The 24,329-nt window shown below is 45.0% G+C and carries 23 protein-coding genes; 18 read left to right on the forward strand and 5 right to left on the reverse strand.

Annotation, left to right across the window (positions count from 1 at the left end; genetic code table 11):
* Entirely contained in the window at window positions 1-951 is a 951-nt protein-coding gene (locus tag ACZ41C_RS17115) for an isopenicillin N synthase family dioxygenase (RefSeq protein WP_464563189.1), read from the reverse strand.
* Window positions 952-1,077: 126 nt separating this feature from the next.
* Between ACZ41C_RS17115 and ACZ41C_RS17120 the strand changes: the two genes are divergently transcribed.
* From ACZ41C_RS17120 to ACZ41C_RS17170, 11 genes are all read left to right on the forward strand, one after another.
* Entirely contained in the window at window positions 1,078-3,054 is a 1,977-nt protein-coding gene (locus tag ACZ41C_RS17120) for an alpha-ketoacid dehydrogenase subunit alpha/beta (protein ID WP_464563191.1), read from the forward strand.
* Window positions 3,055-3,200: 146 nt separating this feature from the next.
* Entirely contained in the window at window positions 3,201-3,683 is a 483-nt protein-coding gene (locus ACZ41C_RS17125; RefSeq protein ID WP_138258230.1) for a lipocalin family protein, read from the forward strand.
* A gap of 25 nt (window positions 3,684-3,708) precedes the next feature.
* On the forward strand, window positions 3,709-4,404 hold the full coding sequence (locus ACZ41C_RS17130) for a YiaD family glycine zipper/OmpA-like lipoprotein (RefSeq protein WP_464563194.1): 696 nt from the start codon (window positions 3,709-3,711) through the stop codon (window positions 4,402-4,404).
* Window positions 4,405-4,577: 173 nt separating this feature from the next.
* On the forward strand, window positions 4,578-5,741 hold the full coding sequence (locus ACZ41C_RS17135; RefSeq protein WP_464563196.1) for an NAD(P)/FAD-dependent oxidoreductase: 1,164 nt from the start codon (window positions 4,578-4,580) through the stop codon (window positions 5,739-5,741).
* On the forward strand, window positions 5,738-6,442 hold the full coding sequence (locus ACZ41C_RS17140) for a methyltransferase domain-containing protein (RefSeq protein WP_464563198.1): 705 nt from the start codon (window positions 5,738-5,740) through the stop codon (window positions 6,440-6,442). Before ACZ41C_RS17135 ends, ACZ41C_RS17140 begins: the two co-directional genes overlap by 4 nt.
* A gap of 5 nt (window positions 6,443-6,447) precedes the next feature.
* Complete coding sequence (locus tag ACZ41C_RS17145; protein WP_464563200.1) at window positions 6,448-7,503, forward strand: type III polyketide synthase; 1,056 nt, start codon at window positions 6,448-6,450, stop codon at window positions 7,501-7,503.
* A 27-nt stretch (window positions 7,504-7,530) separates the two neighbouring features.
* A complete protein-coding gene (locus tag ACZ41C_RS17150; RefSeq protein ID WP_464563202.1) occupies window positions 7,531-8,361 on the forward strand; it encodes an enoyl-ACP reductase FabI in 831 nt (276 codons plus the stop codon).
* A 6-nt stretch (window positions 8,362-8,367) separates the two neighbouring features.
* Window positions 8,368-8,817, forward strand: coding sequence for a 3-hydroxyacyl-ACP dehydratase FabZ family protein (locus tag ACZ41C_RS17155; RefSeq protein WP_464563204.1), 450 nt, complete (start codon window positions 8,368-8,370; stop codon window positions 8,815-8,817).
* On the forward strand, window positions 8,810-10,093 hold the full coding sequence (locus ACZ41C_RS17160; RefSeq protein WP_464563206.1) for a beta-ketoacyl-[acyl-carrier-protein] synthase family protein: 1,284 nt from the start codon (window positions 8,810-8,812) through the stop codon (window positions 10,091-10,093). Before ACZ41C_RS17155 ends, ACZ41C_RS17160 begins: the two co-directional genes overlap by 8 nt.
* 7 nt (window positions 10,094-10,100) lie before the next feature.
* Window positions 10,101-10,352, forward strand: a complete 252-nt coding sequence (locus ACZ41C_RS17165; protein ID WP_154919249.1) for an acyl carrier protein — start codon at window positions 10,101-10,103, stop codon at window positions 10,350-10,352.
* A gap of 4 nt (window positions 10,353-10,356) precedes the next feature.
* On the forward strand, window positions 10,357-10,797 hold the full coding sequence (locus ACZ41C_RS17170) for a hypothetical protein (protein ID WP_464563208.1): 441 nt from the start codon (window positions 10,357-10,359) through the stop codon (window positions 10,795-10,797).
* A gap of 153 nt (window positions 10,798-10,950) precedes the next feature.
* On the opposite strand, the gene ACZ41C_RS17175 is transcribed toward ACZ41C_RS17170, so the two are convergent.
* Entirely contained in the window at window positions 10,951-11,889 is a 939-nt protein-coding gene (locus tag ACZ41C_RS17175) for a TerC family protein (RefSeq protein WP_464563210.1), read from the reverse strand.
* Window positions 11,890-12,164: 275 nt separating this feature from the next.
* On the opposite strand from ACZ41C_RS17175, the gene ACZ41C_RS17180 reads away from it, so the two are divergent.
* Window positions 12,165-12,767 (forward strand): nitroreductase family protein, encoded by a 603-nt coding sequence (locus tag ACZ41C_RS17180; protein WP_464563212.1) that lies wholly within the window; start codon window positions 12,165-12,167, stop codon window positions 12,765-12,767.
* A gap of 86 nt (window positions 12,768-12,853) precedes the next feature.
* On the opposite strand, the gene hpf is transcribed toward ACZ41C_RS17180, so the two are convergent.
* Window positions 12,854-13,159 carry a ribosome hibernation-promoting factor, HPF/YfiA family gene (hpf, locus tag ACZ41C_RS17185; RefSeq protein WP_154919241.1) on the reverse strand — a complete coding sequence of 102 codons (306 nt, stop codon included), beginning with the start codon at window positions 13,157-13,159 and terminating at the stop codon, window positions 12,854-12,856.
* A 184-nt stretch (window positions 13,160-13,343) separates the two neighbouring features.
* On the opposite strand from hpf, the gene ACZ41C_RS17190 reads away from it, so the two are divergent.
* The 4 genes from ACZ41C_RS17190 (at window position 13,344) to ACZ41C_RS17205 (ending at window position 18,356) form a co-directional block, all read left to right on the forward strand.
* Complete coding sequence (locus tag ACZ41C_RS17190) at window positions 13,344-13,682, forward strand: hypothetical protein (protein ID WP_464563214.1); 339 nt, start codon at window positions 13,344-13,346, stop codon at window positions 13,680-13,682.
* Window positions 13,683-13,690: 8 nt separating this feature from the next.
* Complete coding sequence (locus tag ACZ41C_RS17195; RefSeq protein ID WP_272636975.1) at window positions 13,691-14,260, forward strand: DUF4251 domain-containing protein; 570 nt, start codon at window positions 13,691-13,693, stop codon at window positions 14,258-14,260.
* Between the two features lie 359 nt (window positions 14,261-14,619).
* A complete protein-coding gene (locus tag ACZ41C_RS17200; protein ID WP_154919235.1) occupies window positions 14,620-15,048 on the forward strand; it encodes an FKBP-type peptidyl-prolyl cis-trans isomerase in 429 nt (142 codons plus the stop codon).
* Between the two features lie 173 nt (window positions 15,049-15,221).
* Window positions 15,222-18,356, forward strand: a complete 3,135-nt coding sequence (locus tag ACZ41C_RS17205) for a VPS10 domain-containing protein (RefSeq protein ID WP_464563216.1) — start codon at window positions 15,222-15,224, stop codon at window positions 18,354-18,356.
* A 394-nt stretch (window positions 18,357-18,750) separates the two neighbouring features.
* On the opposite strand, the gene ACZ41C_RS17210 is transcribed toward ACZ41C_RS17205, so the two are convergent.
* Together ACZ41C_RS17210 and ACZ41C_RS17215 are read right to left on the reverse strand one after the other, a co-directional pair.
* The gene (locus ACZ41C_RS17210) at window positions 18,751-20,976 is read right to left on the reverse strand and encodes a carbohydrate binding family 9 domain-containing protein (protein ID WP_464563218.1); all 2,226 of its coding nucleotides are present in this window, start codon (window positions 20,974-20,976) and stop codon (window positions 18,751-18,753) included.
* A 516-nt stretch (window positions 20,977-21,492) separates the two neighbouring features.
* Window positions 21,493-22,047 carry a mycothiol transferase gene (locus ACZ41C_RS17215; RefSeq protein WP_464563220.1) on the reverse strand — a complete coding sequence of 185 codons (555 nt, stop codon included), beginning with the start codon at window positions 22,045-22,047 and terminating at the stop codon, window positions 21,493-21,495.
* 442 nt (window positions 22,048-22,489) lie between these two features.
* Between ACZ41C_RS17215 and ACZ41C_RS17220 the strand changes: the two genes are divergently transcribed.
* Both ACZ41C_RS17220 and ACZ41C_RS17225 read left to right on the forward strand, forming a co-directional pair.
* Window positions 22,490-23,563 (forward strand): serine hydrolase domain-containing protein, encoded by a 1,074-nt coding sequence (locus tag ACZ41C_RS17220; RefSeq protein WP_138259631.1) that lies wholly within the window; start codon window positions 22,490-22,492, stop codon window positions 23,561-23,563.
* A 64-nt stretch (window positions 23,564-23,627) separates the two neighbouring features.
* Complete coding sequence (locus ACZ41C_RS17225; protein WP_464563222.1) at window positions 23,628-24,305, forward strand: hypothetical protein; 678 nt, start codon at window positions 23,628-23,630, stop codon at window positions 24,303-24,305.
* The last annotated feature ends 24 nt before the right edge of the window (window positions 24,306-24,329 follow it).

The raw sequence follows: 24,329 nt of genomic DNA on the forward strand, positions 1-24,329 counted from the left end.
TTACTTTTTAATCAATCCCAACTCAATGAGTCGCTCGTGAAGGAATACACCAGCCGTGATATCCTCATAAAGTTTAGGTTGCTCCTTGTCAATACAGTTTTCAAGGCAATTCAAGGGCATTTCACTGATGGGGTGCATAAAAAACGGTACGGAGTACCTAGACGTTCCCCACAATTCCCTTGGGGGATTCACCACCTGGTGAATGGTGGATTTCAATTTGTTGTTGGACAACCTGGAAAGCATATCCCCCACATTGATCATCAACTCGTCCGGCTTTGCGATGGCATCTACCCATTCGCCTTTATGGTTCTGTACCTGCAGCCCTTTCCCATGGGCGCCCATAAGCAGGGTAATCAAGTTGATATCCCCATGGGCCGCCGCTCTTACGGCGTTTTTAGGTTCCGAAGTAATGGGAGGGTAATGGATTGGCCTTAAAATAGAATTCCCGTTCTTAATGTATTCATCGAAGTAGTCCTCATTTAAACCCAAGTGAATGGCAAGTGCTCGCAACACATATTTTGCAGTCTTTTCCAACATTTTATAGGTTTCTTTTCCTACCTCATTGAATTTTGGAAGCTCATCCACCGTTACATTATCCGGGTATTCCTCTTTCAACTTTGGGCTGTCTTCCACATACTGGCCAAAATGCCAAAATTCTTTCAAATCACCTTCTTTTCTTCCTTTTGCATGCTCCTTCCCAAAGGAGGTATACCCGCGCTGACCGCCAATGCCCTCGATTTCATATTTGTCCTTGATCTCTTGGGGAAGATTGAAAAATTTTTTGATTTCGGAGTAAAGGTCTTCCACCAACGTATCGGACAAAAAATGGCCGCTAAGCGCCACAAAACCGATATTTTCAAAAGCCGCTCCAATCTCCTGTACGAACTTTTGTTTCCTGTTAGGGTCGTCGGACAAAAAATCCCTCAAATCAACACTGGGTACTACACTCATGAAAAAATTATTTAGAATATATTACAAAGCTACAAATTCTTGCGTTCATCCAAAGTGTTGGATTTCCAACAAGATGATGTGTTTTTTGTTACATTTATTCCCTGATTTCAACCAATGTTCCTACGTATGGATTTTAAAGCTTTTAAGGTATCCAATGATGTTAAGCTAGCCTTGTACCGCGCCATGCTGAAACCTCGCATGATCGAGGAGAAAATGTTGATTTTATTGCGACAGGGAAAGATTTCCAAATGGTTCAGTGGTATCGGGCAGGAAGCGATTTCCGTAGGAGTGGCATTGGCCATGCAGAATGAGGAATATATCCTTCCCATGCACCGTAATCTGGGAGTTTTTACCACAAGAAACATTCCCTTACACCGACTCTTTTCCCAGTGGCAAGGGAAAATGGGCGGTTTTACCAAGGGCAGGGACCGCAGTTTTCACTTCGGCACGCAAGAATTCAAGATCATTGGGATGATATCCCATTTGGGACCCCAAATGGGTGTGGCAGACGGCATCGCGCTTGCGCATAAACTGCGAAAGGAGCCACATGTAACCGCTGTCTTTACCGGGGAAGGTGCTACCAGCGAGGGTGATTTTCACGAAGCCCTGAACATTGCTTCCGTTTGGGAATTACCCGTTCTGTTCTGCGTTGAGAACAATGGATATGGGCTATCCACCCCAACCAACGAGCAATATCGCTGCGAACATATTGCGGATAAGGGAATAGGGTACGGCATGGAATCCCATATTATCGATGGAAACAATATTCTGGAGGTTTTTTCCAAGGTAAACGATTTGTGCATGGATATCCGCAAGAACCCCAGACCCGTTTTACTGGAATTCAAGACCTTTCGTATGCGCGGGCATGAGGAAGCGAGCGGCACCAAATACGTGCCCGAGGAACTCATGGAAACCTGGGCGGCGAAAGACCCCTTGGAAAACTATACCAAATACTTAATGGAAACCGGTCTGTTGACCGAAACCATGGAGACATCTTTCCGTGAGGAAATTACACGTGAAATTGACCAGAATCTGCAAATGGCCTTTCTCGAGGAATCGATTTCAGCCAATATAAGTAATGAATTACATGATGTGTATCAAAAATTTGATTACAAAGAAGTTACACCCTTGATTCATAAACGAAATATCCGTTTTGTAGATGCTATTTCCCAAGGTTTGGAATCGGCCATGGAAAAACATGACAACTTGGTCATCATGGGTCAGGATGTAGCCGAATACGGCGGGGTTTTTAAGATTACCGACGGATTTGTGGAGGCCTTTGGCAAGGAACGAGTGCGAAATACTCCCATCTGTGAATCCGCCATCGTCTCAACGGCCATGGGGCTGTCCATAAATGGGATGAAATCGGTCGTTGAGATGCAATTTGCGGATTTTGTCAGCAGCGGTTTTAATCCAATCGTCAATTATCTGGCCAAAAGCCACTACCGATGGGGAGAAAAGGCCGATGTGGTTATTCGCATGCCCTGCGGGGGCGGGGTGGGGGCAGGACCCTTCCATTCACAGACCAACGAAGCCTGGTTTACGAAAACCCCAGGGTTGAAAGTGGTGTACCCGGCGTTCCCTTCAGACGCAAAAGGACTTCTGGCCACGGCCATCGAGGACCCAAATCCAGTGCTCTACTTTGAACACAAAGGGCTGTACCGTAGTGTCTATGAAGATGTCCCCGTTAATCCCTTTACGATACCTTTTGGAAAGGCCAATTTATTGAAATCCGGTAGGGATATCACCATCGTTACGTATGGTGCGGGGGTGCATTGGGCCTTGGAAATCTTGGAAAGGCATCTGGACATAAGCGCCGACCTACTTGACTTGCGTACCTTGCAACCCTTGGATACGGAGGCAATTTATACATCGGTACGGAAAACGGGGAAACTCCTTATCCTACAGGAAGATAGTCTTTTTGGTGGAATTGCCAGTGATATTTCTGCCTTGGTCACAGAAAACTGTTTTCATTATCTGGATGGGCCCATTAAACGGGTTGCCAGCTTGGATACCCCCATCCCTTTCAATAATGCCTTGGAACAACAGTATTTGGCCAAATCCAGATTTGAACAGGAACTCCTGGATTTGATGGCCTTTTAGTGTTTCGGTCAACAAAAAATGGAATCGAGCGAAGCTAATTTGATACTTCTACAAATATTTGTGGGTATTAAATCGTTATAGGCCTAAATACATCCAAAAACTTATTTGGTATCGTATATAGGGTAATCTTAAAAACAATGCTATTTATGAAAAAAGCAATAGTTCTTACGGGGATTTTCGCAATGATGCTATCCTCTTGTTCCATTTCCAAGGACGCAAGGTCCAAGCGCAACCTGCTCAGTGGTACCTGGTCCTTAAACGATGTTTCCTTTGAAAACAATACCGGTAACTTTAAGGCGGTCCTGTTCAACGATGTTGAGGATATCTGTCTTGAAGGAAGCGAGTGGTTCTTTAGGGACAACAACAGCACCGGAAGGTACACTATTTCCCCATCTACCCTTTGCAACGGGGGAGATCGCTATATTAGATGGTCTGTTGTGGAGCGTGCGGAAAACTATCAGAGTCAATTACAGTTCAAGTTTATTGACGAAAGGAACAAGGACATCTCCGGAGGTTTGGGCTACCGACTCAACATTGAAAGCCTTACGGAATCTACAATGACCTTAAAATCCAATGTACAGGTAAATGGAGAACCCGTTACCGTGGTGTACGATTTTACAAAGAAATAAATCCCCAATTTTTAAAAACAAACAGATGAAATCTAGATTATTAAAAAATACAAGTTATGTTTTGGCTTTGGCCATGGTTATGAGCTGTAGTACCGTCAAAAATGCCAACAAGACCCAAAAAGGTGCCGCAATTGGTGCTGCGGGAGGTGCCGTAATAGGTGGTGTCATTGGAAACAACGTTGGAAGCGGAAACAACACTGCTTTGGGTGCCATTTTAGGAGCCGCTATTGGAGGTGCTGCGGGTGGTTATATCGGCAACCGTATGGATAGGCAAGCGGAACGTATCGAAGAGGAAATTCCAGGTGCCGAAGTGAAAAGAGTGGGCGAGGGAATCAACGTTACCTTTAATGAAGATGCCGGTGTGTATTTTGACACCAATAAATCCGATGTTAAGGGAACTTCCGCCGCCACTTTGGATAAATTGGCCGGTATTTTTAAGGAATATCCTAAATCCAATATTTTGGTGGAAGGACATACCGATAGTGCAGGCTCCGACGAATACAATATGAAGCTCTCCGAACAACGTGCTACTTCCGTAACCAGTTATTTGGTAGCCAAAGGTATTGATCCCTCCCGGTTTACGACCAAGTGGTACGGGGAGAATCAGCCTGTAGGCGATAACAATACGGTTGAAGGCAAGGCCCAGAACAGAAGGGTAGAACTGGCCATTGTGGCAAGTGAGGAATTGAAGGAAGAGGCCGTACAACAAACCAAAGGATAACCCTGGTAAAGATCAGGGGGGCTGTCTAAATACTTTAGCGGTTACCCCGTTGCAAGCTGCGAAGCTTTTTTTTACGAGTAAGCTACCTCGGGGCATTCGTAGGAAACAATTTTTTAATTACACTGCAAGCTTGGGGATATTAAATCCTTTTGTGGTGCCAATAAATCCCTGCCTTGTGCGGGGATTATTTTTGGATTGCGTACTTTCAGGATGTGAACGAACATCAAATAGGCATTGTAGGGGGTGGTTTGGCTGGACTAACGGCCGCCATTGCGCTTTCCCGCTATGGATATGACATCGCGGTTTTTGAAAGCAATACCTATCCACATCATAAAGTGTGTGGTGAATACCTTTCCAACGAGATCCTTCCGTATTTAAATTCACTTGGGGTCGACCTTTTAGCGGCGGGTGGGAAGTCCATAGACCGATTTGAAATCAGCAGCAACCAGGGTAAAATTGCAGCGTGCCGACTTCCCTTGGGTGGCGTGGGTATTAGCAGGTATGCGCTGGATAACCTATTGTACGAAACCGCCAAGAGCCAAAAGGTTACCTTTTACTTCGAAAAGGTGCAGGATATCCGGTTTGATGGAAATGGGTTTAAGGTGGAAAGCCGACAAACAAGGGTAAGCGCTCCCATGGTTATTGGCGCCTATGGAAAAAGATCGGGGTTGGATAAAACCCTGGACCGTTCCTTTATCCAAAAAAAGACACATTGGTTGGCCATAAAGGCACACTATTCATTTTCTGAATTCCCCAATGATCTCGTGGCCCTGCACAATTTCAAGGGCGGTTACGGCGGACTTTCAAAAACGGAGAAGGGTTATGTCAATTTTTGTTATTTGGCGCAATATGATGTGTTCAAGGAGTTCAAGGACGTATCGGCCTTCAATGAAAAGATTGTTTCGCAGAATCCGCATTTTAAGCATTTTTTAACAAAGGCCGAACCGGTTTTTGAACATCCCCTGAGCATCGGTCAGATTTCCTTTGAGCCAAAGGAACCCATCGTAAACCATGTGCTCATGTGCGGCGATACGGCGGGATTGATACATCCGCTCTGCGGCAATGGTATGGCGATGGCCATTCATGCGGGAAAACTGGGTTCGGAGTGCGTACACGATTATTTCAACGGAACCTATAAAAGTCGAAGGGATATGGAGGAAGCCTACCAAAGTTCCTGGAACGCCCATTTTAGGCGTCGGTTGCTGTATGGACGTTATTTCCAAAAATTATTGTTAAAGGATAGTTTTTTGAATTGGGGCATTTCCACCTTTGGTCGGTCTGAAGGTCTGCTACAAAAAATGATTGCCAAAACCCACGGAAAAACGGTTTCACCATGATGGATTTGTCGGTACGAAGTAACCAAGAAGAACAGTTGGACGACTTTCAAGGTTCCCAAAAGGAGCTGGAAGTCATGTTGGAGGACATCAATCGGGTAAACCGACTATTAGGAGGTATCCATATCACCTCAAACGCCGTATTCAGGATGCTTCGGGAACATAAAAAAGAATCGTATACGATTTTGGACGTAGGTTGTTCCGATGGAGACATGCTCAGAAAACTCGCCTTGAAGGCCAGAAAGTCGAACATCACTGTAAATTTAATCGGTCTGGACCTAAATAGTGACGCTTTGGAAATCGCCCGAAAAAAATCCGTAGATTTTCCTGAAATTTCCTACCTAAATCGGGATGTATTTACCTTGAATTCCATCGAAGTGGATATCGTCATCACCACTTTGACCTTACATCATTTTAGCAATGCCAACATCCCCATATTTTTGGAAAGGTTTGCCAATGTGGCCCATATCGGTGTAATTATTAACGATTTACAGAGAAGTCGGCTCGCCTACTACCTTTTTAAGGCATTTAGTGTTATTTTTATTAAAACGGAAACCGCCAAACACGATGGACTGATTTCCATCTTACGGGGTTTTAAAAAGAAAGAATTGCAAACCTTTTCCGACCAACTTCTAAATGTACAGTATCAAATTTCATGGAAATGGGCCTTTAGGTACCGTTGGATCCTTAAAAAGTGCGCCTAAAATATATGAATAGTACCAAAATTGTGACCGTTTCCAAGGCTTTGCCCGCATATTCAAGCGAAACCAAGGACATCATCCCGTATGTAAACGCATGGCTTAAGGACCAAGAGGACCGCTTTCGAAGAAAAGTCGTGAAAATATTTGAAGGCGCGGCCGTGGACAAGCGCTACGGTATCATGCCGGTGAAGGAGGTATTCACGGCGACTTCGTTCGAGGAAAAAAACCGTCGCTATGCCGCGGCGTCCAAGCAATTGGGGAGCGAAGCCTTAAGATCGGCCCTGGAAACCGCGGGCTGGTCGGCAGATTCTCTAGATTATATCATCACGGTAAGCTGTACTGGTATCATGATTCCTTCCTTGGATGCCTATTTGATCAACGAACTGGGATTGCGTCAGGACGTGGTCCGACTCCCCGTGACGGAAATGGGCTGTGCGGCCGGGGTATCGGGATTGATCTATGCCCATAATTTTTTACGCAACAATCCCAATAAACGCATCGCCTTGGTGGCGGTGGAAAGTCCCACGGCTACCTTCCAATTGGACGATTTCTCCATGGCCAACATGGTAAGTGCCGCTATTTTTGGGGACGGTGCGGCCTGTGTATTGCTTTCTTCCGAAAAGGAAGTGGTAGGTCCAACAATTAAGGGTGAGGAAATGTTCCATTTTAAGGACGCCACCCACCTCATGGGTTTCGATTTGGTCAACTCCGGACTCAAAATGATATTAGATCCCGCCGTACCCGAAACAATTGCAACCTATTTCCCTGATATCGTCCATCCTTTTCTTGAAAAATACGGGAGCAGTATCGAAAAGGTGGACCACTTGATCTTTCATCCCGGCGGACGCAAAATAGTACAGACCGTTGAGGAACTTTTTGGTAGTTTGGGGAAGAATATAGATGATACCCGAGAAGTACTCCGTTTGTACGGAAATATGAGCAGCGTCACGGTTTTATATGTGTTGCAGCGCTTCTTGGATAGGGGTTTGACCCAAGGAGAGCAGGGCATGGTACTCAGTTTTGGTCCCGGGTTTTCGGCACAACGGGTATTGTTGGAGTGGTAAAAAGCCCCACCCTTAAAAACGATTTCTATGAACACTAAAAAAGAATATTATTCTAAAACCTCTGGAGAAATTCAAAAGGCAAATGGGACCTGGGCCCTTATTTTGGGAGGTAGCAATGGGTTGGGCCTGGCGACTGCCAAAAAATTGGCGAGACACGGTTTCAACATCATCATTGTACACCGGGACCGACGCACGAACATGGATGAAATCGAGCGGGACTTTAAGGAGATATCGGCCCTAGGGGTTCAGTTCAAATCCTTCAATAGGGACGCAATTCACCCTGAAAAAAGACAGGAAATACTTTCGGAAATTGCAGCTTTCCTGCCGGAAGGACACAAAATCAAGGTGTTGGTGCACAGTATCGCCAAGGGAAATTTGAAACCTATGCACGCCGAAAATCAGTCCGTGCTTACGCATCAGGATATTGAAATCACCTTTGAGGCCATGGCCCTAAGCCTGTACGACTGGACCAAGGAAATACACGAAAGAAAGTTGTTTCATGAGGATACCAGGATCATTTCCTTTACTAGTGAGGGCAATACAAAGGTGATGCCAGGTTATGGGGCGGTTTCCGTAGCAAAAGTCGCACTGGAGGCCCTTACCCGAAATATCGCCTTGGAATTCGCCCCGGCAGGCATCAAGGCAAATTGTATCCAGGCCGGGGTGACCCATACCAAGTCCCTTGCCATGATCCCGAGATATGAAAAACTGATGCAACATGCCTTGAAGCGCAATCCACAGGGCCGACTCACAACCCCGGAAGATGTCGCGAATGCAGTCTATTTATTGACTACGGATGAGGCCAAATGGATAACAGGGACCGTCCTAAAAGTAGATGGGGGAGAAAGTTTGAGATAAGATACTATGACGCACCAGGAAATCTTACGTTTACTACCCTACGAAAAGCCATTCTTGTTCGTCGATGATTTGTTGGAAGTCACGAAGGATAGTTCAAAAGGCGCCTTTACCTTTGACAGGAATCTCGATTTTTATCGGGGACATTTTAAGGAAAATCCGGTGACACCGGGCGTTATCCTCACGGAGTGCTGTGCACAGATCGGGTTGGTCTGTCTGGGTATTTATTTAATGCGAAAAGAGGAACTGGAGAAGTCAAATATACTGATAGGTATGAGTAGCTCTGACATGGAATTTTTAAAACCTGTTTTCCCCGGTGAAAAAGTGATCGTAGTATCCAAAAAAATCTACTTCCGGTTTCAAAAATTAAAATGTGAGGTTTTCATGTACAATGCCAATAAGGATTTGGTCTGCCATGGAACGGTATCGGGCATGCTAAAAATTGAAGTGGATGGATAGAAGGGTGGTCATTACCGGCTTGGGCGTTTGTGCCCCCAATGGCGTTGGGCTTACTGATTTCACCGAAGCGCTTCACACAGGAAAAAGTGGTATTCGCTTTCAATCCAGATTGCAGGCCTTGGGATTTGGTTGCCAAATCGCAGGGGAACCGCTCATTAAGGACAATCTGTTGGAAAAATATTTCACCCCGCTACAATTAAGGGGACTCAACGCCTCCGGACTGGTCTATGGTGTCATTGCGGGCAGGGACGCGTGGGCCGATGCCGGATTGGAGCCCAATACCGGCAGCAGTCCCAACTGGGACCATGGTATTATTTTTGGAACTGGCATGTCCGGAGCCGATAAATTTCGCGATGCGATCTACCAAGTGGATAATAAAGAGGTACGTAGATTGGGCAGTACTACGGTCGTGCAGACCATGGCCAGTGGCATCAGCGCCTATTTGGCGGGCATGTTGGGCTGTGGCAATCAGGTTACGACGAACTCCTCCGCTTGTACTACCGGTACGGAAAGCATCCTGATGGCCTATGACCGGATTGTATCGGGGAAGGCGGAGGTGATGCTCTGTGGAAGTTGTAGCGACAGCGGACCGTATATCTGGGGCGGTTTTGATGCCATGCGCATTTTGCCCCGGGATTATAACGAGAACCCCAGTGCAGCTAGCAGGCCCATGAGCGCATCGGCACAGGGCTTTGTTCCGGGCAGTGGGGCAGGGGCCTTGGTGCTGGAATCCTTGGAAAGCGCCCAAAAACGAGGAACCAGAATCTATGCGGAAGTATTGGGGGGCGAAGTGAACAGTGGCGGACAGATAGGCGAGGGGTCCATGACAGCGCCCAATGGCGAGGCGGTACGGCGATGCATCCAAAAGGCCGTCCAAAGCGCCGGTATCCAACCCAAGGAGATAGATGCGATCAACGGACATTTGACGGCCACGACCAAAGATGCCGTTGAAATTTCCAACTGGAGCGAGGCCTTGGGACTGCAAGAGGGCGAATTCCCCTATATCAATTCTTTTAAAGGAATGATAGGTCATTGTCTGTCCGCCGCAGGAAGTATTGAATGCGTAGCAAGTATACTTCAACTGGAGCAAGGGGTACTATTCGGCAATGTTAATTGTGAGGATGTCCATCCAGAAATAACCAAAATCATTGAAAAAGAAAGAATTCCCCAAAAAACGATTCCATACCGACCAAAAATTATCGCAAAGGCCAGTTTTGGTTTTGGGGATGTCAATGCGTGTGTTATTTTTAGTTCCTTGAATCGTTACAACTACTAATTTAAAAATGCAGGAAAAAGAAAAATACCAAAAACTAAAGGATATCATTCAGGTGTATCTGCCATCGGATGTATCGGTAGATAACATTCAGCCCAGCAGTAATTTTATTTCGGAACTGAACATCAATTCGGCAAATTTGGTGGATATCATCCTGGATGTGGAGGATGCCTTCGACATCCGTCTGGAAAACGAGGATATGAACCAAATGCAGACCGTTGCCGATGCGTTACAGATCATCGACAGCAAATTAAATGGCTGATTTTATGGATCAATTTCTCCAATATGCAAAGATAAAGTTCAAGGTGGACAAAAGGCTTATTTTAGTATACTGCTTGGTATATTTGGTGTGGGGCCTGGGCATGAACTGGTTTGGTACCTTTATGGAAATCGCCCGCTTTACCTATTGGTGGCAGGTCATTACGTGCTATATCCTATACATGGTGCCTATTTCGCTTTTACTGAGAAACCGACCCTTCCGTGAACAGTACGCGTACGGACTCATCGCCATGGGTTTTTTGGAATTTGGTGGATATGCCCTGCAAACCTCCTATGCCTATCCGGACAACCTGTTGGATAAATTCTTTGGCGGACGCACATTTGCACTAGGGATGGCCCTTTTCTTCGCGCTATATTTTCCTGCCGGAAATTGGCTGGTAGGCAAAATCTATGACCGAATATTTCCGAAAGCCACCCAAAATTGGTGAATATTTCAAATCAGGTCTAGCGACCAAATCAAAGGAGTCCTTGGTTCAAAAAAGATAATTGGAATTTGGAACTTTTATTTTAGAATTTGGGTTTTGGTATTTGGATTTTGGAATTCTAAATCTCCCAAGCACTTATTCCAATTCCATAAACTATCAATCCTTTTCAGGGATGTAGAGCGAAGCCAAAATTCCACCGTTTAGGGAAACCGAGATAACCGTGAGGGATACCCATTCCGGTAAATGGATGTAATGTGAAAAGAGCATCTTCAAGCCGACAAAGGCTAAAATTACTACCAGACTGTAATTGATATATCGGAACTTTTCCAGCATTCGGGAAATCAAAAAATACATGGAACGCAGTCCTAGGATGGCCAAAATATTGGAACTTAAAACTAGGAAAGGGTCGGCCGTAATCGCCAAAATCGCAGGTATACTGTCGAGGGCGAAAAGAATGTCGGTCAATTCTATCACCATCAATGCCACAAATAGGGGAGTGGCTGCCCGTACGCCCATTTTCTTGATAAAAAAATCGTGCCCCTTGATTTCGGAAGTAATTGGATACAGCTTCTTCAAGTTCCTAAAAACAAAGGATTTTTCCGGATGAAAATCCTCGTCATCGCCCCGTAGCATTTTAAATGCCGTATACAGAAGAAATACCCCAAAGACGTAAATGACCCAATCGAATTTTGTAATCAATGCCACCCCAAAGAAAATCATCAAGGCCCTAAAAACAATGGCCCCCAAAATACCCCAAAACAAAACCCGATGCTGAAATACGGGCGGAATCTTAAACGAGGAAAAAATAACCGCAATTACAAATACATTGTCCACACTCAAGGACAACTCGATAAGGTAACCAGTAATGTATTTTAATACAGCCTCGTTTGCGGTAAGACCGGTGGGATTATCCATCATCCCATTAGAAAACAACCAATAAACCACCCCGCTAAAGGCCAAGGCTATGGTCACCCAAATGGCCGTCCAAATGCCCGCTTCCTTCGACTTTATGACATGGTCGTGTTTGTGGAAAACACCTAGATCTAGGGCCAGAAAAACAAGAATACAGGCAAGAAAAATAATCCAGACTAACATACCTATGTATTTAAAGCGGTCGAAGGTACTAAATTATGTGGTCTTCTCCATTGACAATCGTCATATGAGGTGCTAAAACCCTCCTCGAGGAATTTACTATTTCCAGTTCCAGCAGTTCTAAAAAACATAAAGTTTAAGAATCAAGCTAGGGACCTCCTATAAGACACACAAAAAAGGGGATGGATTCAAGTTAATATTTGTCGCATTCGCACAAAGAAATTTTCCCTTTAGACCTTATCTTCCTTACAAGCAAAGTAAAACCATAAAACTAAAAAATGACGACAGTAGAACAGTTACAATTAGACAAAATTGCCAAAAACGATTATCAAATATATCCCTTGCTAAAACAGCGGTACAGTCCTAGAATCTTTAGCGATCAAAAGCTTACGGAAAAGGATGTTAACAGACTCTTCGAATCCGTTCGTTGGTCGGCCAGTTCCTACAACCGTCAACCATGGCGTTTTATTTTTGCCCATAAGGGTTCCAAAGGATACGATCGGATTATGGACTGCCTGAGCGAATTCAACCAAAAATGGGCGGGAAACGCCCCATTTTTAATGTTGGCCGGTTACAAAAAAAATACGGACGAAGGAAAAGAAAACTTCCACGCCCTGCACGATTTGGGACTTTCCTTGGGAAATATGACCGTACAGGCCGAATATATGGGTATTGGTTTGCACCATATGGCCGGTGTGGACTGGAAAAAGGCGCATGAAGTGTTCAACGTTCCAGAGGGATTTCACATAGCAACGGCTGTCGCTATCGGTTTTTATGGGGGCGACTTGAGCAATTTACCGGAAGATTTAAGGGAACAGGAAGGCGCGGAAAGAACCCGCATTTCCCAGACCGAATTCGCGTTTGAAGGAGGGTGGAAATAATAATGACATTCATAAATAACAAAAATGGTCGAAATCCATATTTTGGGTTTCGGCCATTTTTGCTAGCAGAATTTGGTCAAGCTAGATCAATGATGCGTCTGCATTTTATCCTTGCGTTTCTGCAATTGTCTATGCAATTCCTCTACGGACTTTGCAATGGAAGCCTCAAAACTACCTGTACTGGCATCGGCAAAAATCCTGGGTCCAGGTGCGCTTAACCGTATGTTACATATCTTTCCGGTCTCCGGGGAAGAAGTGTTTTCCGTTTTGAAGAAAACATCGGCCCTCACTATAAAATCAAATTTGTCCAACAGTTTTTCAAGTTTCTTCGCGGCCATAATCTCCAATCGGTTGCTGGCCTTTACGTCGTCGTACTCAAAATTGATATTCATATGCTTTCTTATTAAATGTTTCGTTCAAATTACAAAATTCCTACAGGTTTCAGGTGCTGTTTTTAAATAATTCTGAATTCAAAATTAAATTATAGTTAAAGTATAATTAATGACCAAAATCATAGTCTCGTTATGGATTAATTTTGTACCTTATTGTATGAAAAATCCTTAAAAATAGTACCTTATGACTGCAGAATCTTCAAAAAGGACTACGAGTGTTTTGGACAGTAATTCCTGCTTGGTTTGGCTGGACCGATGTTATAAGGATTTGCTACAATGGAAGCGAACCTTGGAATCCTATCTCTTTGAGCCGACTACCCAGCGACAGTTCGAACTAAAACAGCGACTCACCGATGCCATGGAACGCCTTTTAAACCGATACCGGGAACTGGTGACCGTAGCCAGAAACAATAACAAGCTTGTAGGCAACCAGGTCGAGCTAATTAAAAACTATATGATTGAAACCCGAAAGTTGGAGGATGGGGTACAAGAGTATATCGTAATGCTGCACCAGGCCTCCTAATGGATAAAATGAGAGTCTATACGTACATATTATTTTTACTGGGAACGTTCCTGCTATTGAGCTGTGGAAGTGCTTCCAAAGTATCCTATACCCAGGAACAACTAACGTCCTTTACCAATTTCCTAGACGCAAAATCCTATAGGTTTTTGGCGGATACCGCAAACCCTACTATGACCAATGGGGTTTCAGCCGTAGCCAATAGTGGACTATGGCCTCCTGGAGGTACATTTTCGAACATATTACTACAGGGAAGCAACAATTACATGACGGTCAAGGGCGATAGTATTATGGCCGATTTACCCTATTTTGGGGAACGCCAAATGGGAGGCGGTTATGGCAATAATACCGGTATTACCTTCAAGGGTATCCCAAGTCGGTACAAAGAGGAATTCGATGTCTCAAAAAACGAAATGCAAATCGTCTTTACCATTACCGATAAGGTGGAAACCTATCAGGTTACCCTCAATGCCTTTCCCAATAAAAAGGCCACCCTCATTATCAACAGTTCCCAGCGTTTTCCCATTCGCTATTTAGGGGAATTAAAGGAACTGGAAGCCGAAGCATCGGTTAGTCGATAATAGTTAGGTTTTCGGTTTAACCATACGAATGATTTAGTAAAACAGACCTTTTTTTGTCAATTCAAGCACCCACCTTACTAAAAAAATTACTCCATGCTTGTAGTCATGGGTTTAAACTTTTTAATTGGAACATAACGCCAATGCACCCGATGGGTCATACGTGTGGAACCCAATTGTTTATTAGGCACATTATTCACAAAAATATTTAGAAATCGTTCAAAACGGACGTTTTTCTATAATTTTTGGCCAAAACCTGTTAAAAAAGGGTGAAAACCAGGATGTTTTGACCAATTCTTCGTTGAACGGTTTTGAGAACCCTACCTTTGCCGCTTATTGAAAATTATTAAAGAATTTATACGATGAGTAAAGTAAAGGAAGGTGATTTGGTACGAGTACATTATACGGGGAAATTGGAAAACGGACAGGTTTTCGACAGCTCCGTGAACAGGGAACCGCTTGAAGTGAAGTTAGGGCAGGGGAGTCTCATTCCCGGTTTTGAAAAAGGTTTGCTAAATATGGAACCAATGGAAAAGAAAACAATCGTCATCCCAAAGGAGGAGGCATATGGTGAAAAGAAGCGTGAGCTTTTTCAAAGTGTGCCCAAAGCCAATTTACCGGAAGGAATGAAGCCTGAAGTAAATATGGGCTTGGTAGCGACCAATGCAGATGGCACAGAAAGACAGCTACGTGTGGCCGAAGTCAATGAAAACGATATCATCGTTGATGGCAACCATCCCTTGGCAGGGGAAGACCTAACCTTTGAACTTGAATTGGTCGAGATAAAATAGTATTTGCTTTTTTAAAATACCAAACCGCCCCAATGGGGCGGTTTTTTTGTTCAAATTACCCAAAATTTAGATTATCAAAATATCCTTTATATTTGATTGTACCTGACCATCTTCCTGAAGGAAGGACATAACTTTTTGTACAATAATAACCAACAACCTAAACCTATGTTCCTATGAAAAGAGCACTATGTAACTTCTTTGGCCTAATTACCGTTTTTTATTGCTTGCACGGGCAACGCAAACAAAATAGTACCCCAAAATTGACGGAAAAATTATACGAGTCAATGACCTATAGGAACATTGGACCTTTTAGAGGAGGACGCTCCACAACAGTTACAGGAATCCCTGATGACATTTTTACGTATTACATGGGCGCCACGGGAGGAGGTGTCTGGAAGACGACCGATGGCGGCACTACCTGGAACAATATTTCGGACGGATTTTTCAACACGACAGGTATTGGTGACATTACGATTGCACCTTCAGATGCTAATATCATCTATGTGGGTACGGGCGAATCGCCCGTGCGGGGCGTAAAGACTTCCCATGGGGACGGACTTTATAAGTCGACCGACGCCGGAAAGACCTGGAAACATATGGGACTTGAAAAAACACGGCATATAAGTGATGTGTTTGTGCATCCCAAAAATCCCAACAAGGTATATGTGGCCGCCCAGGGCAATCCTTGGGGTCCCAATCCGGAAAGGGGCGTTTACCTGTCCGAGGATGGAGGTACTACGTGGGTAAAAATCCTGTTCGTGAACGAGGACTCCGGAATTGTCGATATGACGGTGGATGCCACTAACCCGGATATTATGATGGTGGCTTCCTGGGATTTTCATCGCAAACCTTGGGTCGTGCACAGTGGGGGTCCTGGAAGCCGAATTTACAAAACCACCGATGGAGGCAAAAACTGGAAGGAAATCACAAAAGGACTACCTGAACTTAAAGGTAAAATGGGCGTTGCGATTTCACCGGCCAATCCCAATATCGTCTATATTGCCATAGACGCCCTAGGGGATAAGGCCGGGGTTTACCGTTCGGAGGATGGGGGAGAGTCATTTGTACAAACTACCAATGATGCCACCATCTATGCCCGTTCTTGGTACTATATGCATATCATCGCCGATCCCAATGATGCCGACGAGGTATGGGTCATGAACAGCTTTGCCATGAAATCCATTGATGGGGGAAAAACCTTTAAAGGCAACCCCGGAAGTCATGTGGACCACCATGATCTTTGGATCAACCCCAACAATAGCAACATAATGATCAATGCGAATGATGGTGGGGCTGCGGTGACCTACAATGGTGGAAAGACATGGTCTACGCTTTACAATCAGCCTACCGGCCAGTTTTATAGGGTCATTACGGATAACGGTTATCCATATCGCGTTTATTCTGGGCAGCAGGACAATAGCACAATCGCTATAGACAGTAGGGTTATGGACGACGGAATAGGGGAGATGCATTGGGATGTGATGCGTGCCGGGGAATCCTCCACGGTTGCGGTGGACCCCAATAACCCTCGATATGTATACTCCACATATTTTGCAAGCAATTTTGTAGAGTGGGACAGGGATATCGATAATACACGGATGGTGATGCCATACCCTACTAGGGTTACGGGGGAGCAGCCAAAAAATTTAAAATATCGCGCTAATTGGAACGGGCCCGTAATCGTATCGCCACACAATCCTTCTGTTATTTATTACGGCTCTCAATACGTTATGAAATCTACAGATCGTGGGGTAACCTGGAAAGTCATGAGCGAAGACCTTACCCGAAACGATAAGGAACATCAAGGAAAGGGAGGCGAGCCTATCAGCAATGAACAGATAACAGCAGAGAGTTACAATAATTTATTCAATATAGAGGAATCCCCGTTGGTAGAAGGCGTCATTTGGGTGGGTTCCGATGATGGGCTTGTGCACCTCACCCGTGATGGCGGCGAAACCTGGACCAATGTAACCCCAAAAGGATTGAAGGAAAGCATTATCAACGTGGTGGAACCTTCGCCCCATAATCCCGCTACTGCCTATATAGCCGTAACGGGATACAAACTGAACGATTTTACCCCGTATATCTTCAAGACGAACGACTATGGTGCCACCTGGGTGAAAATCGTCAATGGAATACCAGGGGATACCTTTGCCCGCACTGTTCGCGAGGATCCGGACCGCAAGGGACTTTTATTTGCCGGTACAGAAACGGGCGTCTTTGTCTCCTTTGACGATGGCGGCAATTGGTTGCCCTTACAGAACAATTTGCCTGAAGTACCCATTACAGATCTAAGGGTTCAACGTAAGGATTTGGTCGTAGCCACACAGGGGCGTGCCCTCTGGATTTTGGACGATTTGACCCCATTGCACCAAATCTCAGAGGCGGTAGCGCAAGCGGATTCCTATTTGTACGATCCTAGGGATGTGTTTACTGAATTATCCGTTGCCTATAGTACGGATGGCGGATATGGCGAAAATCCGCCTCCGGGTCTTCAAATCCATTATGTATTAAACAAGGAAGTACCAGAGGAAACGACTATGACTTTGGAAATCCTGAACAAGGATGGGGAAGTGGTCCACTCGGAAAGCACCAATACCACACCTGTTGGCTGCGATACCCTTGTTAAACCCCAATTAAAAAAGCAAATAGGAGCCCACCGCTACCAATGGAACATGAAAATTGGAAGGTTCGATTGTCTTACGGAACTCTATACCACCAATCGGGACCTTACGGCCTACAATGCCCCGCCAGGAGCATATACGGTAAGATTGAAAGTAGGGGACAAGGTCCACAGTCAGGATTTTAACATCGATATAGACCCCAGATTGAAGAATAGCATACCCAATTTGGAGGAAGCCTATAAAGAGCGGGATGCCATTTCAATGTCCATCTATAAAGGTGCTATTGAAATGGCCAAAGGGGTTCGTGATGTACGTATGGTACAGGAGCAGCTACACCTTCTTTTGGAAATGACCGAGGACGAAGCCGTGAAACAGGAAGGGAAGGAGCTGGACACCCTGATTGAAACTTGGATAGAAGCCATTCTACAGAAGGAGATGCGTACCTTTCAGAGCAATTATATGTTCGAGGCGCGCTTGCTCATAAAGTTCAAGGATTTTCTGAACAGCATTGAAAAGGGCAATTTACCCGTAACACCGGGCGTGCGCGATGTAAGTGCCGATTATCTAGCGCAGTGGGCCGCATTAAAAACAAGGCTTTCGGACATTAGGCAAAAAGAAGTACCGGAGATGAATACGAAATTGGAACAAGCTGGACTGCCAGAATTGTATTGGCCCAAACCGTAAGTCTCTTTATTGGCTTTGAAATAAAGATACGGGCAAATTGGACGCACCCTAATTTTGTGTATTGATTAATGAAAATTATTGTCTAGATGTATAATCGACCCATTTAACCCAAATTATGCATTAGGACTTATTGATGAGGGTTCAAAATACAATAAACACAAGTGTTTTCTTAATTTTTGCATAGCATCGCTATGGTTAAATTAAAAAACAGCTTAAATAGCGTGTGTTTGAAGTAGTTTGAAGCCGTAATAGATTTTCTATTGCATATTTTGGGTTTAAGAATCACCAGGGAATTTGGAATTTTAGGCTTGAATTTTCGTCTATCTAAAACCCATGGGTCCCAATCCATAACCAACTCTTTATTTGAGTAGCGTACACATGCATGTATGGGTAGCTACTTCAAGACATCAAACCGATGCGTGTATTTTATGGTTAGGGTCTGATTGTCCAAAAAATCCAAAGGGTTATCGTCCCGTACAATATTGAATACCACGAAGAGTCCGGTGTTGGCACTTTGTAGCCATCCAAAACGGGCATTTACCGAGGTGATCTCGGAAACATTGTTGCGCTGTATCAAGCTTTGTAAAAAGATGCGCGGGGTAAAACTATAAGCCAATCGGAGTCCGCCCACCAAGGCCGTCGTATTTCCGGTTTCCAGCTGGATATCGTTGTGGCTCATGGTCAGAGAGGATACAAATTTGTTCCCTACCCTAAAATTGGCCGTACCGCTGTTGGAATAACGCATACCGTTGAAATAACCACCGATGAAGGTACGGGTACTGACGGAAAAAGCATTATTCGGGTTGGTAATCAACACAAACTGTAATTCCTCATTTTTGTATTCGCCGATGGGTACCGTCACATTGGAAATATTGAAGGGAGCGAATACCCGTTCCTGGGTGAAATTGATACCGGTATGGATCTCAAAGCCGCTGCGCCATACCCAGTGGTTGTCCACATGTAGAAAGCCCGTAACCTGCTCATTGTCAAAGTTCCAGTACCCACGATAGGAGAGGTGGGGACGCATTTCCAAGAAACTCCCGTTCCCATTCACCCGGTGTGCCTTAAAAATCAATAACTCCGGCTTTTTGAAGGCGGTCCGTTGTAGAAAACCGACTTCAGGATTGAATCCCGGAGCCACCTCGGTGTAGCCCGCGTTCAGGTTCCATCCGTCCCATTCGTAGTTGGCCAATAATTTAAAGGCATGGTCCTGCCCGTTGATGGAAGGGGTGACGCTCTTGGCAAAAAAGCCGTTCACTTCCGCCTTGTTTCCGATGCCCCATTTGCCGTCTATGGCATACACCCGGTTAAAATCATCATCGAGGCCCGCCAAACCTTGTCGGTTTACGAATATACCGCCCAAGGAACTTCGGGAATTCCCAAAGTTATGGTTGACACGCGCCACGGAGAAGTTGTTTTCCGTAATACCTGCCGATTCCACATCCTCCGTAAACATACTCAGCAGGCCCACATTGGTTTGTCCGACTTTCCCGGAAACCCGGGCTCCGCCGATGATTGGTACGATACTACCATCCTGACCCAAACCGATACGCCGACTAAAGAACAAGTCTACCTCCCCGGGACTTCCGACCGAAAACTGACCCGCATTTTCAAGGAAAAAGGCCCTTTTTTCGGGGAAGAAGAGGTTGAATCGGTCTAGGTTCACCTGTTCGTCGTCCACTTCCACCTGGGCAAAGTCCGTGTTATAGGTGAGGTCTAGGGTAAGGCTGGGGGTAATGCTGTATTTGACGTCCATACCCACTTCCGCGTCCAGTTCCTGTTCGCTGGGGGAGACGGATTGGTCGTTGATACCCTGAACCAGGGCATAGGGTATCAACTTTAGGTTCCCAGGATTTTTCAGATTGAGTCCGGTCAATTTACCGGCCAAGGCCAGGCGTTTGAGGTCGAAACCCAATGGGAGGGAGGTCCAGTAGGCAATTTCAGTGTTTTTACTTATGTTCCGCTGAAAATTGAGCCCCCATGTTTTGGCCTCCCCGGAAGCGAAACGCAGGGAGCGCAGGGGAATGGCAAACTCGGCGCTCCAGCCATAATCGCCCAATTGTGTCTTTACGGACCAGGTAGCGTCCCAGTTGATGTTGGTACCCCCAATTACGCCGCCCTGTTGACGATTGGCATTGTTATTTCCCTTGCCTTCGTTGTTGATCTGTGCGTCGTATTCCATACCTTGGGCATTGGTGCCAAAAAGGAAGCCGTTTTGCTGGTCGTTATAGGTATCGATGATAAAGAGAAAACTATCCTCATCGTTGAGATCCGCATCGCGGCGACTGTCGGAGACCACAATTTTATCGGGTTCCGTATCATAGCAGACGACGGCCACATAAAAGGTGGTATTGCTATAAGCGACACGAATTTCCGTTTTTTCGGACACGGGGGCGCCAAAGGAAGGCTTTATCTGAATGAGGTCCGGGGCCAAGGGAACCGACTCCCAAAGGGCTTCGTTGCGGATTTCGCCGTCTACGACAGGTTCGGTTTCCAAAAAGGTCGCTTGGTAAAAAGGACGGTTAAATTGTTGATTTTTTGGGGTGGTCTGTGAAAAGCCGGCAACACAACAAAACAGTACGATGCCTAGAAGGAATCGTTGAAATGGATCGGATATCATATAGTTTGGTAATTGGTGGAATAAATATACATTTCTTTTCTATGGAAATGTTTTTAAAAGTTGGTGGTTATGAATTCTAAAGCCAAAGAGAAGAGGAAGCGGCTAAAAACGAAAGAACTATATACCAGGTTTAAAAAAGTCTATTTTACATAATATAAATTATAGTACAGATTCTTATGGGTAGCAAATTGCGTATACCTATGCTATTTGATATAAAATCAGTTCTAGCGCTTTAGTGCTATAACGATACCGATTTTATGTCAAAGCAATTTGCTGATAATGTTTATTACTGACCGCATTCGTAAGTTATAATTATATATTATATAAAATATCCCTCGGCAGTTCGTCAGCAAATAAAATTTACAACGGGGTCATTAAACTTTTTTTTAATCGGTAAGCTTCGCTTGAGCTTGTTCGCATTTGTATCTATAATTTGCCGTTATGTAAAATTGCTTTGGTAGTCGTACTCAGGTTTTGAATCCTTACATACAGAAGACTTAAACTGAATTATTGGAATTATTCAGGCAACCGGTTATTTATCGTCCCAATTTGCCCCATATGGTTGGCCGAGTGTTCCATGACGTGGTACCAGATATAATGGTAGTTCAAGCCCTCCTCAATGTTCGAGGCGAACCAGGCATCATCCTTGGTTTTGAATGCGGCCAAGGTTTTTTGCCGTACTTCCTCCCATAGATCCAGATAATGAGCAATAGGCTCCCCTTTCAGCATGCTATTTACGTTGGCATTCAATTCTCCCGCAATACCAAGGCTTGCAAGCTCCGCTTCCGTCCATTCCCTAGCCTCCAAGGTCGCTACTTGGTAATAGGATTCCGTAGAGACCAAATGCATGATTAAGGCGCCAATGCTGTTCGCTTGGGCATCATATTGAAAATCGGTTTGGGATTGGTCCAAGTCCTTAACCTGTTCGGTAATGCGGTCTTTTAGGTCTTCCAACATATATACCATTCGTCCGATGTTTGGCGAATAGCCTTCCACCGACTTCAATTCGCCCTGTGCGTTCAACAATAACATCGGCAGGAATAAAAATAAAAGAAGGGTTTTTGTTTTCATGGTTGTTTAATTTTAAATGAATAAAAGAATATAAAGCCTTTGGAGGTTCTTCTTACTGGCCCTTCAAAAATATGGCAGAAGATACCCCGATCCTAAGGAAACACGCTAGTTGAAAAACAATTTGACATGTTTTTAACAGAATATCCCTTCGTATCATCCAAAATTGAACATACATGCAAAAGTATCCTTATAATTCAGCCCATACCCCACACAACAAACCAAAAACCAGCACGTTATATGATATGCTTCAATTCCATTGTTTAGAGCGGGAGTTTCAGGGACATACGAGAAAAACGTACCTAGAAATGTAATAGTGAGTCAATGGCGTAATAGAAGTCTAAAAAATAAAAGCTATGAAATGAGCCATAACAAGTCTTGATACAAACCGGGATGGTTATTGGCGAATTGCATCTGACCTATGAAAAACAATAAAAATATACAGATGAAATATATGTATTTGCTTTTGGTACTGGTGCTTGGTATGGCGGTCAGTTGCTCCTCATCGGACGACGGGCCAATAGCTCCACCCGATCAAACCCTCTATTTTCCACCCATTGGAAGCAATACGTGGGAAACCGTTCCACCCAGCAGTCTACAATGGGACGAGTCGCAACTAGATCCCTTGAAAGATTTTCTCATCCAGACCAATTCCAAATCCTTTATGATCCTCGTCAATGGCAGGATCGTGATAGAGGAGTATTTTGACGGACACACGGCCCAAGAGCCTTGGGAATGGAACAGTGCCGGAAAAACCTTGGCATCCGCCACCACGGGCATTGCACAGCAAAACGGACTGATAGATATCGATAACAAAGTGTCCGACTATCTAGGGGAAAACTGGACCAATATGGACTTGGAAAAGGAAAACCTAATTACGGTTCGGAATTTGCTCACGATGACCTCTGGCATTGACGATACCAAACAATTGGTGGTAAAATCCAACCTCACCTATATCGCCGATGCCGGCACCCGATGGGCCTACGGAAACGTGTTTCAAAAATTGATGGATGTGGTGGCCGAATCCAGTGCGACCGATTTTGAAAGCTACTTCAACACAAACCTCAAGGCGAAGATCGGTATGGACGGTTTTTGGAACGAAGGAACGATCTTCACCATCTTTCACAGCACCACCCGAAGCATGGCCCGTTTCGGGCTACTCAGCCTAAATAACGGTTCGTGGGACGGGGAGCAGGTCATCGATGCATCTTTCTTTACCGAATGCGTGACCACATCCCAAGACATCAATCCCTCCTACGGATACTTATGGTGGTTGAACGGAAAGTCCCAATACATGCTTCCCAGCGACCAAACCGTGTATCCTGGGACTTTGATTCCCAATGCCCCGGCCGACATGGTGGCGGCCATGGGTGCCAAGGACCAACGTATCTATGTGGTTCCTAGCAAAAACATGGTGGTCATTCGTATGGGCAATGCATCGGACCCGCAGAATGCCAATTTTGCGGTATCGGGATTTGACAATGCCCTTTGGGAGAAAATCAATGCAGTGATCAATTAACCCCCCTACTGTATTTTTTAGATCTTATATTTTAAAATTTTATAAACCGATAAAATCAAAGACAATGACAACAAATAAATATCTCACTGCGACCCTTATACTATTGACGGCCTTTTTTGCTTCGGCCCAGAATGCCAAGGAAGCCGTTCAGGACCACCGACAGATCAAGGTCGGGAACGCGCAATTGGAACGGGACACCAAAGAACTGGAAAGCTTTAAAGCCGATGTATCCGAATTCCAGTCGGCCCTTGAAAATGGCGATACCAAATTGGCCCAAAAGTATCGGAAGGGAATCCTGACCGCCATGGAACGGGAAATCCAGCAGACCGAGGGAAAAATAGCCTGGGCAAAGCGGGAAGTCGTGCAAAGTTCCGTGGAAAAAGGGACCAACCGTAGGGAAAAAAGAAGCAACCGCAGAACTTTCGAAGGCACCCCGGACGATAGAAGGGATATGCGCCGCGACCGAAGGAATACCCGTGACGACCGCCGCGACAAACGGGACGATGTGGCCGACCGTGCCGAATTGGAGGCCCGATTGGAAAACCAACAGGTCCTCTACGAAAGCGCCAAAGCCGATGAAACGCTTGGAAACGGTATCCTTGAAAAGTTTATTACTACCATGAACAATGACCTTTTGGGGACCCAGGAAGAAATCCAAGAGGATAAAGGGGAATTACGGGAAGACCGTCGCGAACGCAGGGACGACCGTAGGGAGCGCAGGGAAAATAGATTAAACGGTTAGACCTTCAAGCAAACGATAGATACC

This window comes from Maribacter sp. C-4077 (assembly GCF_055378385.1).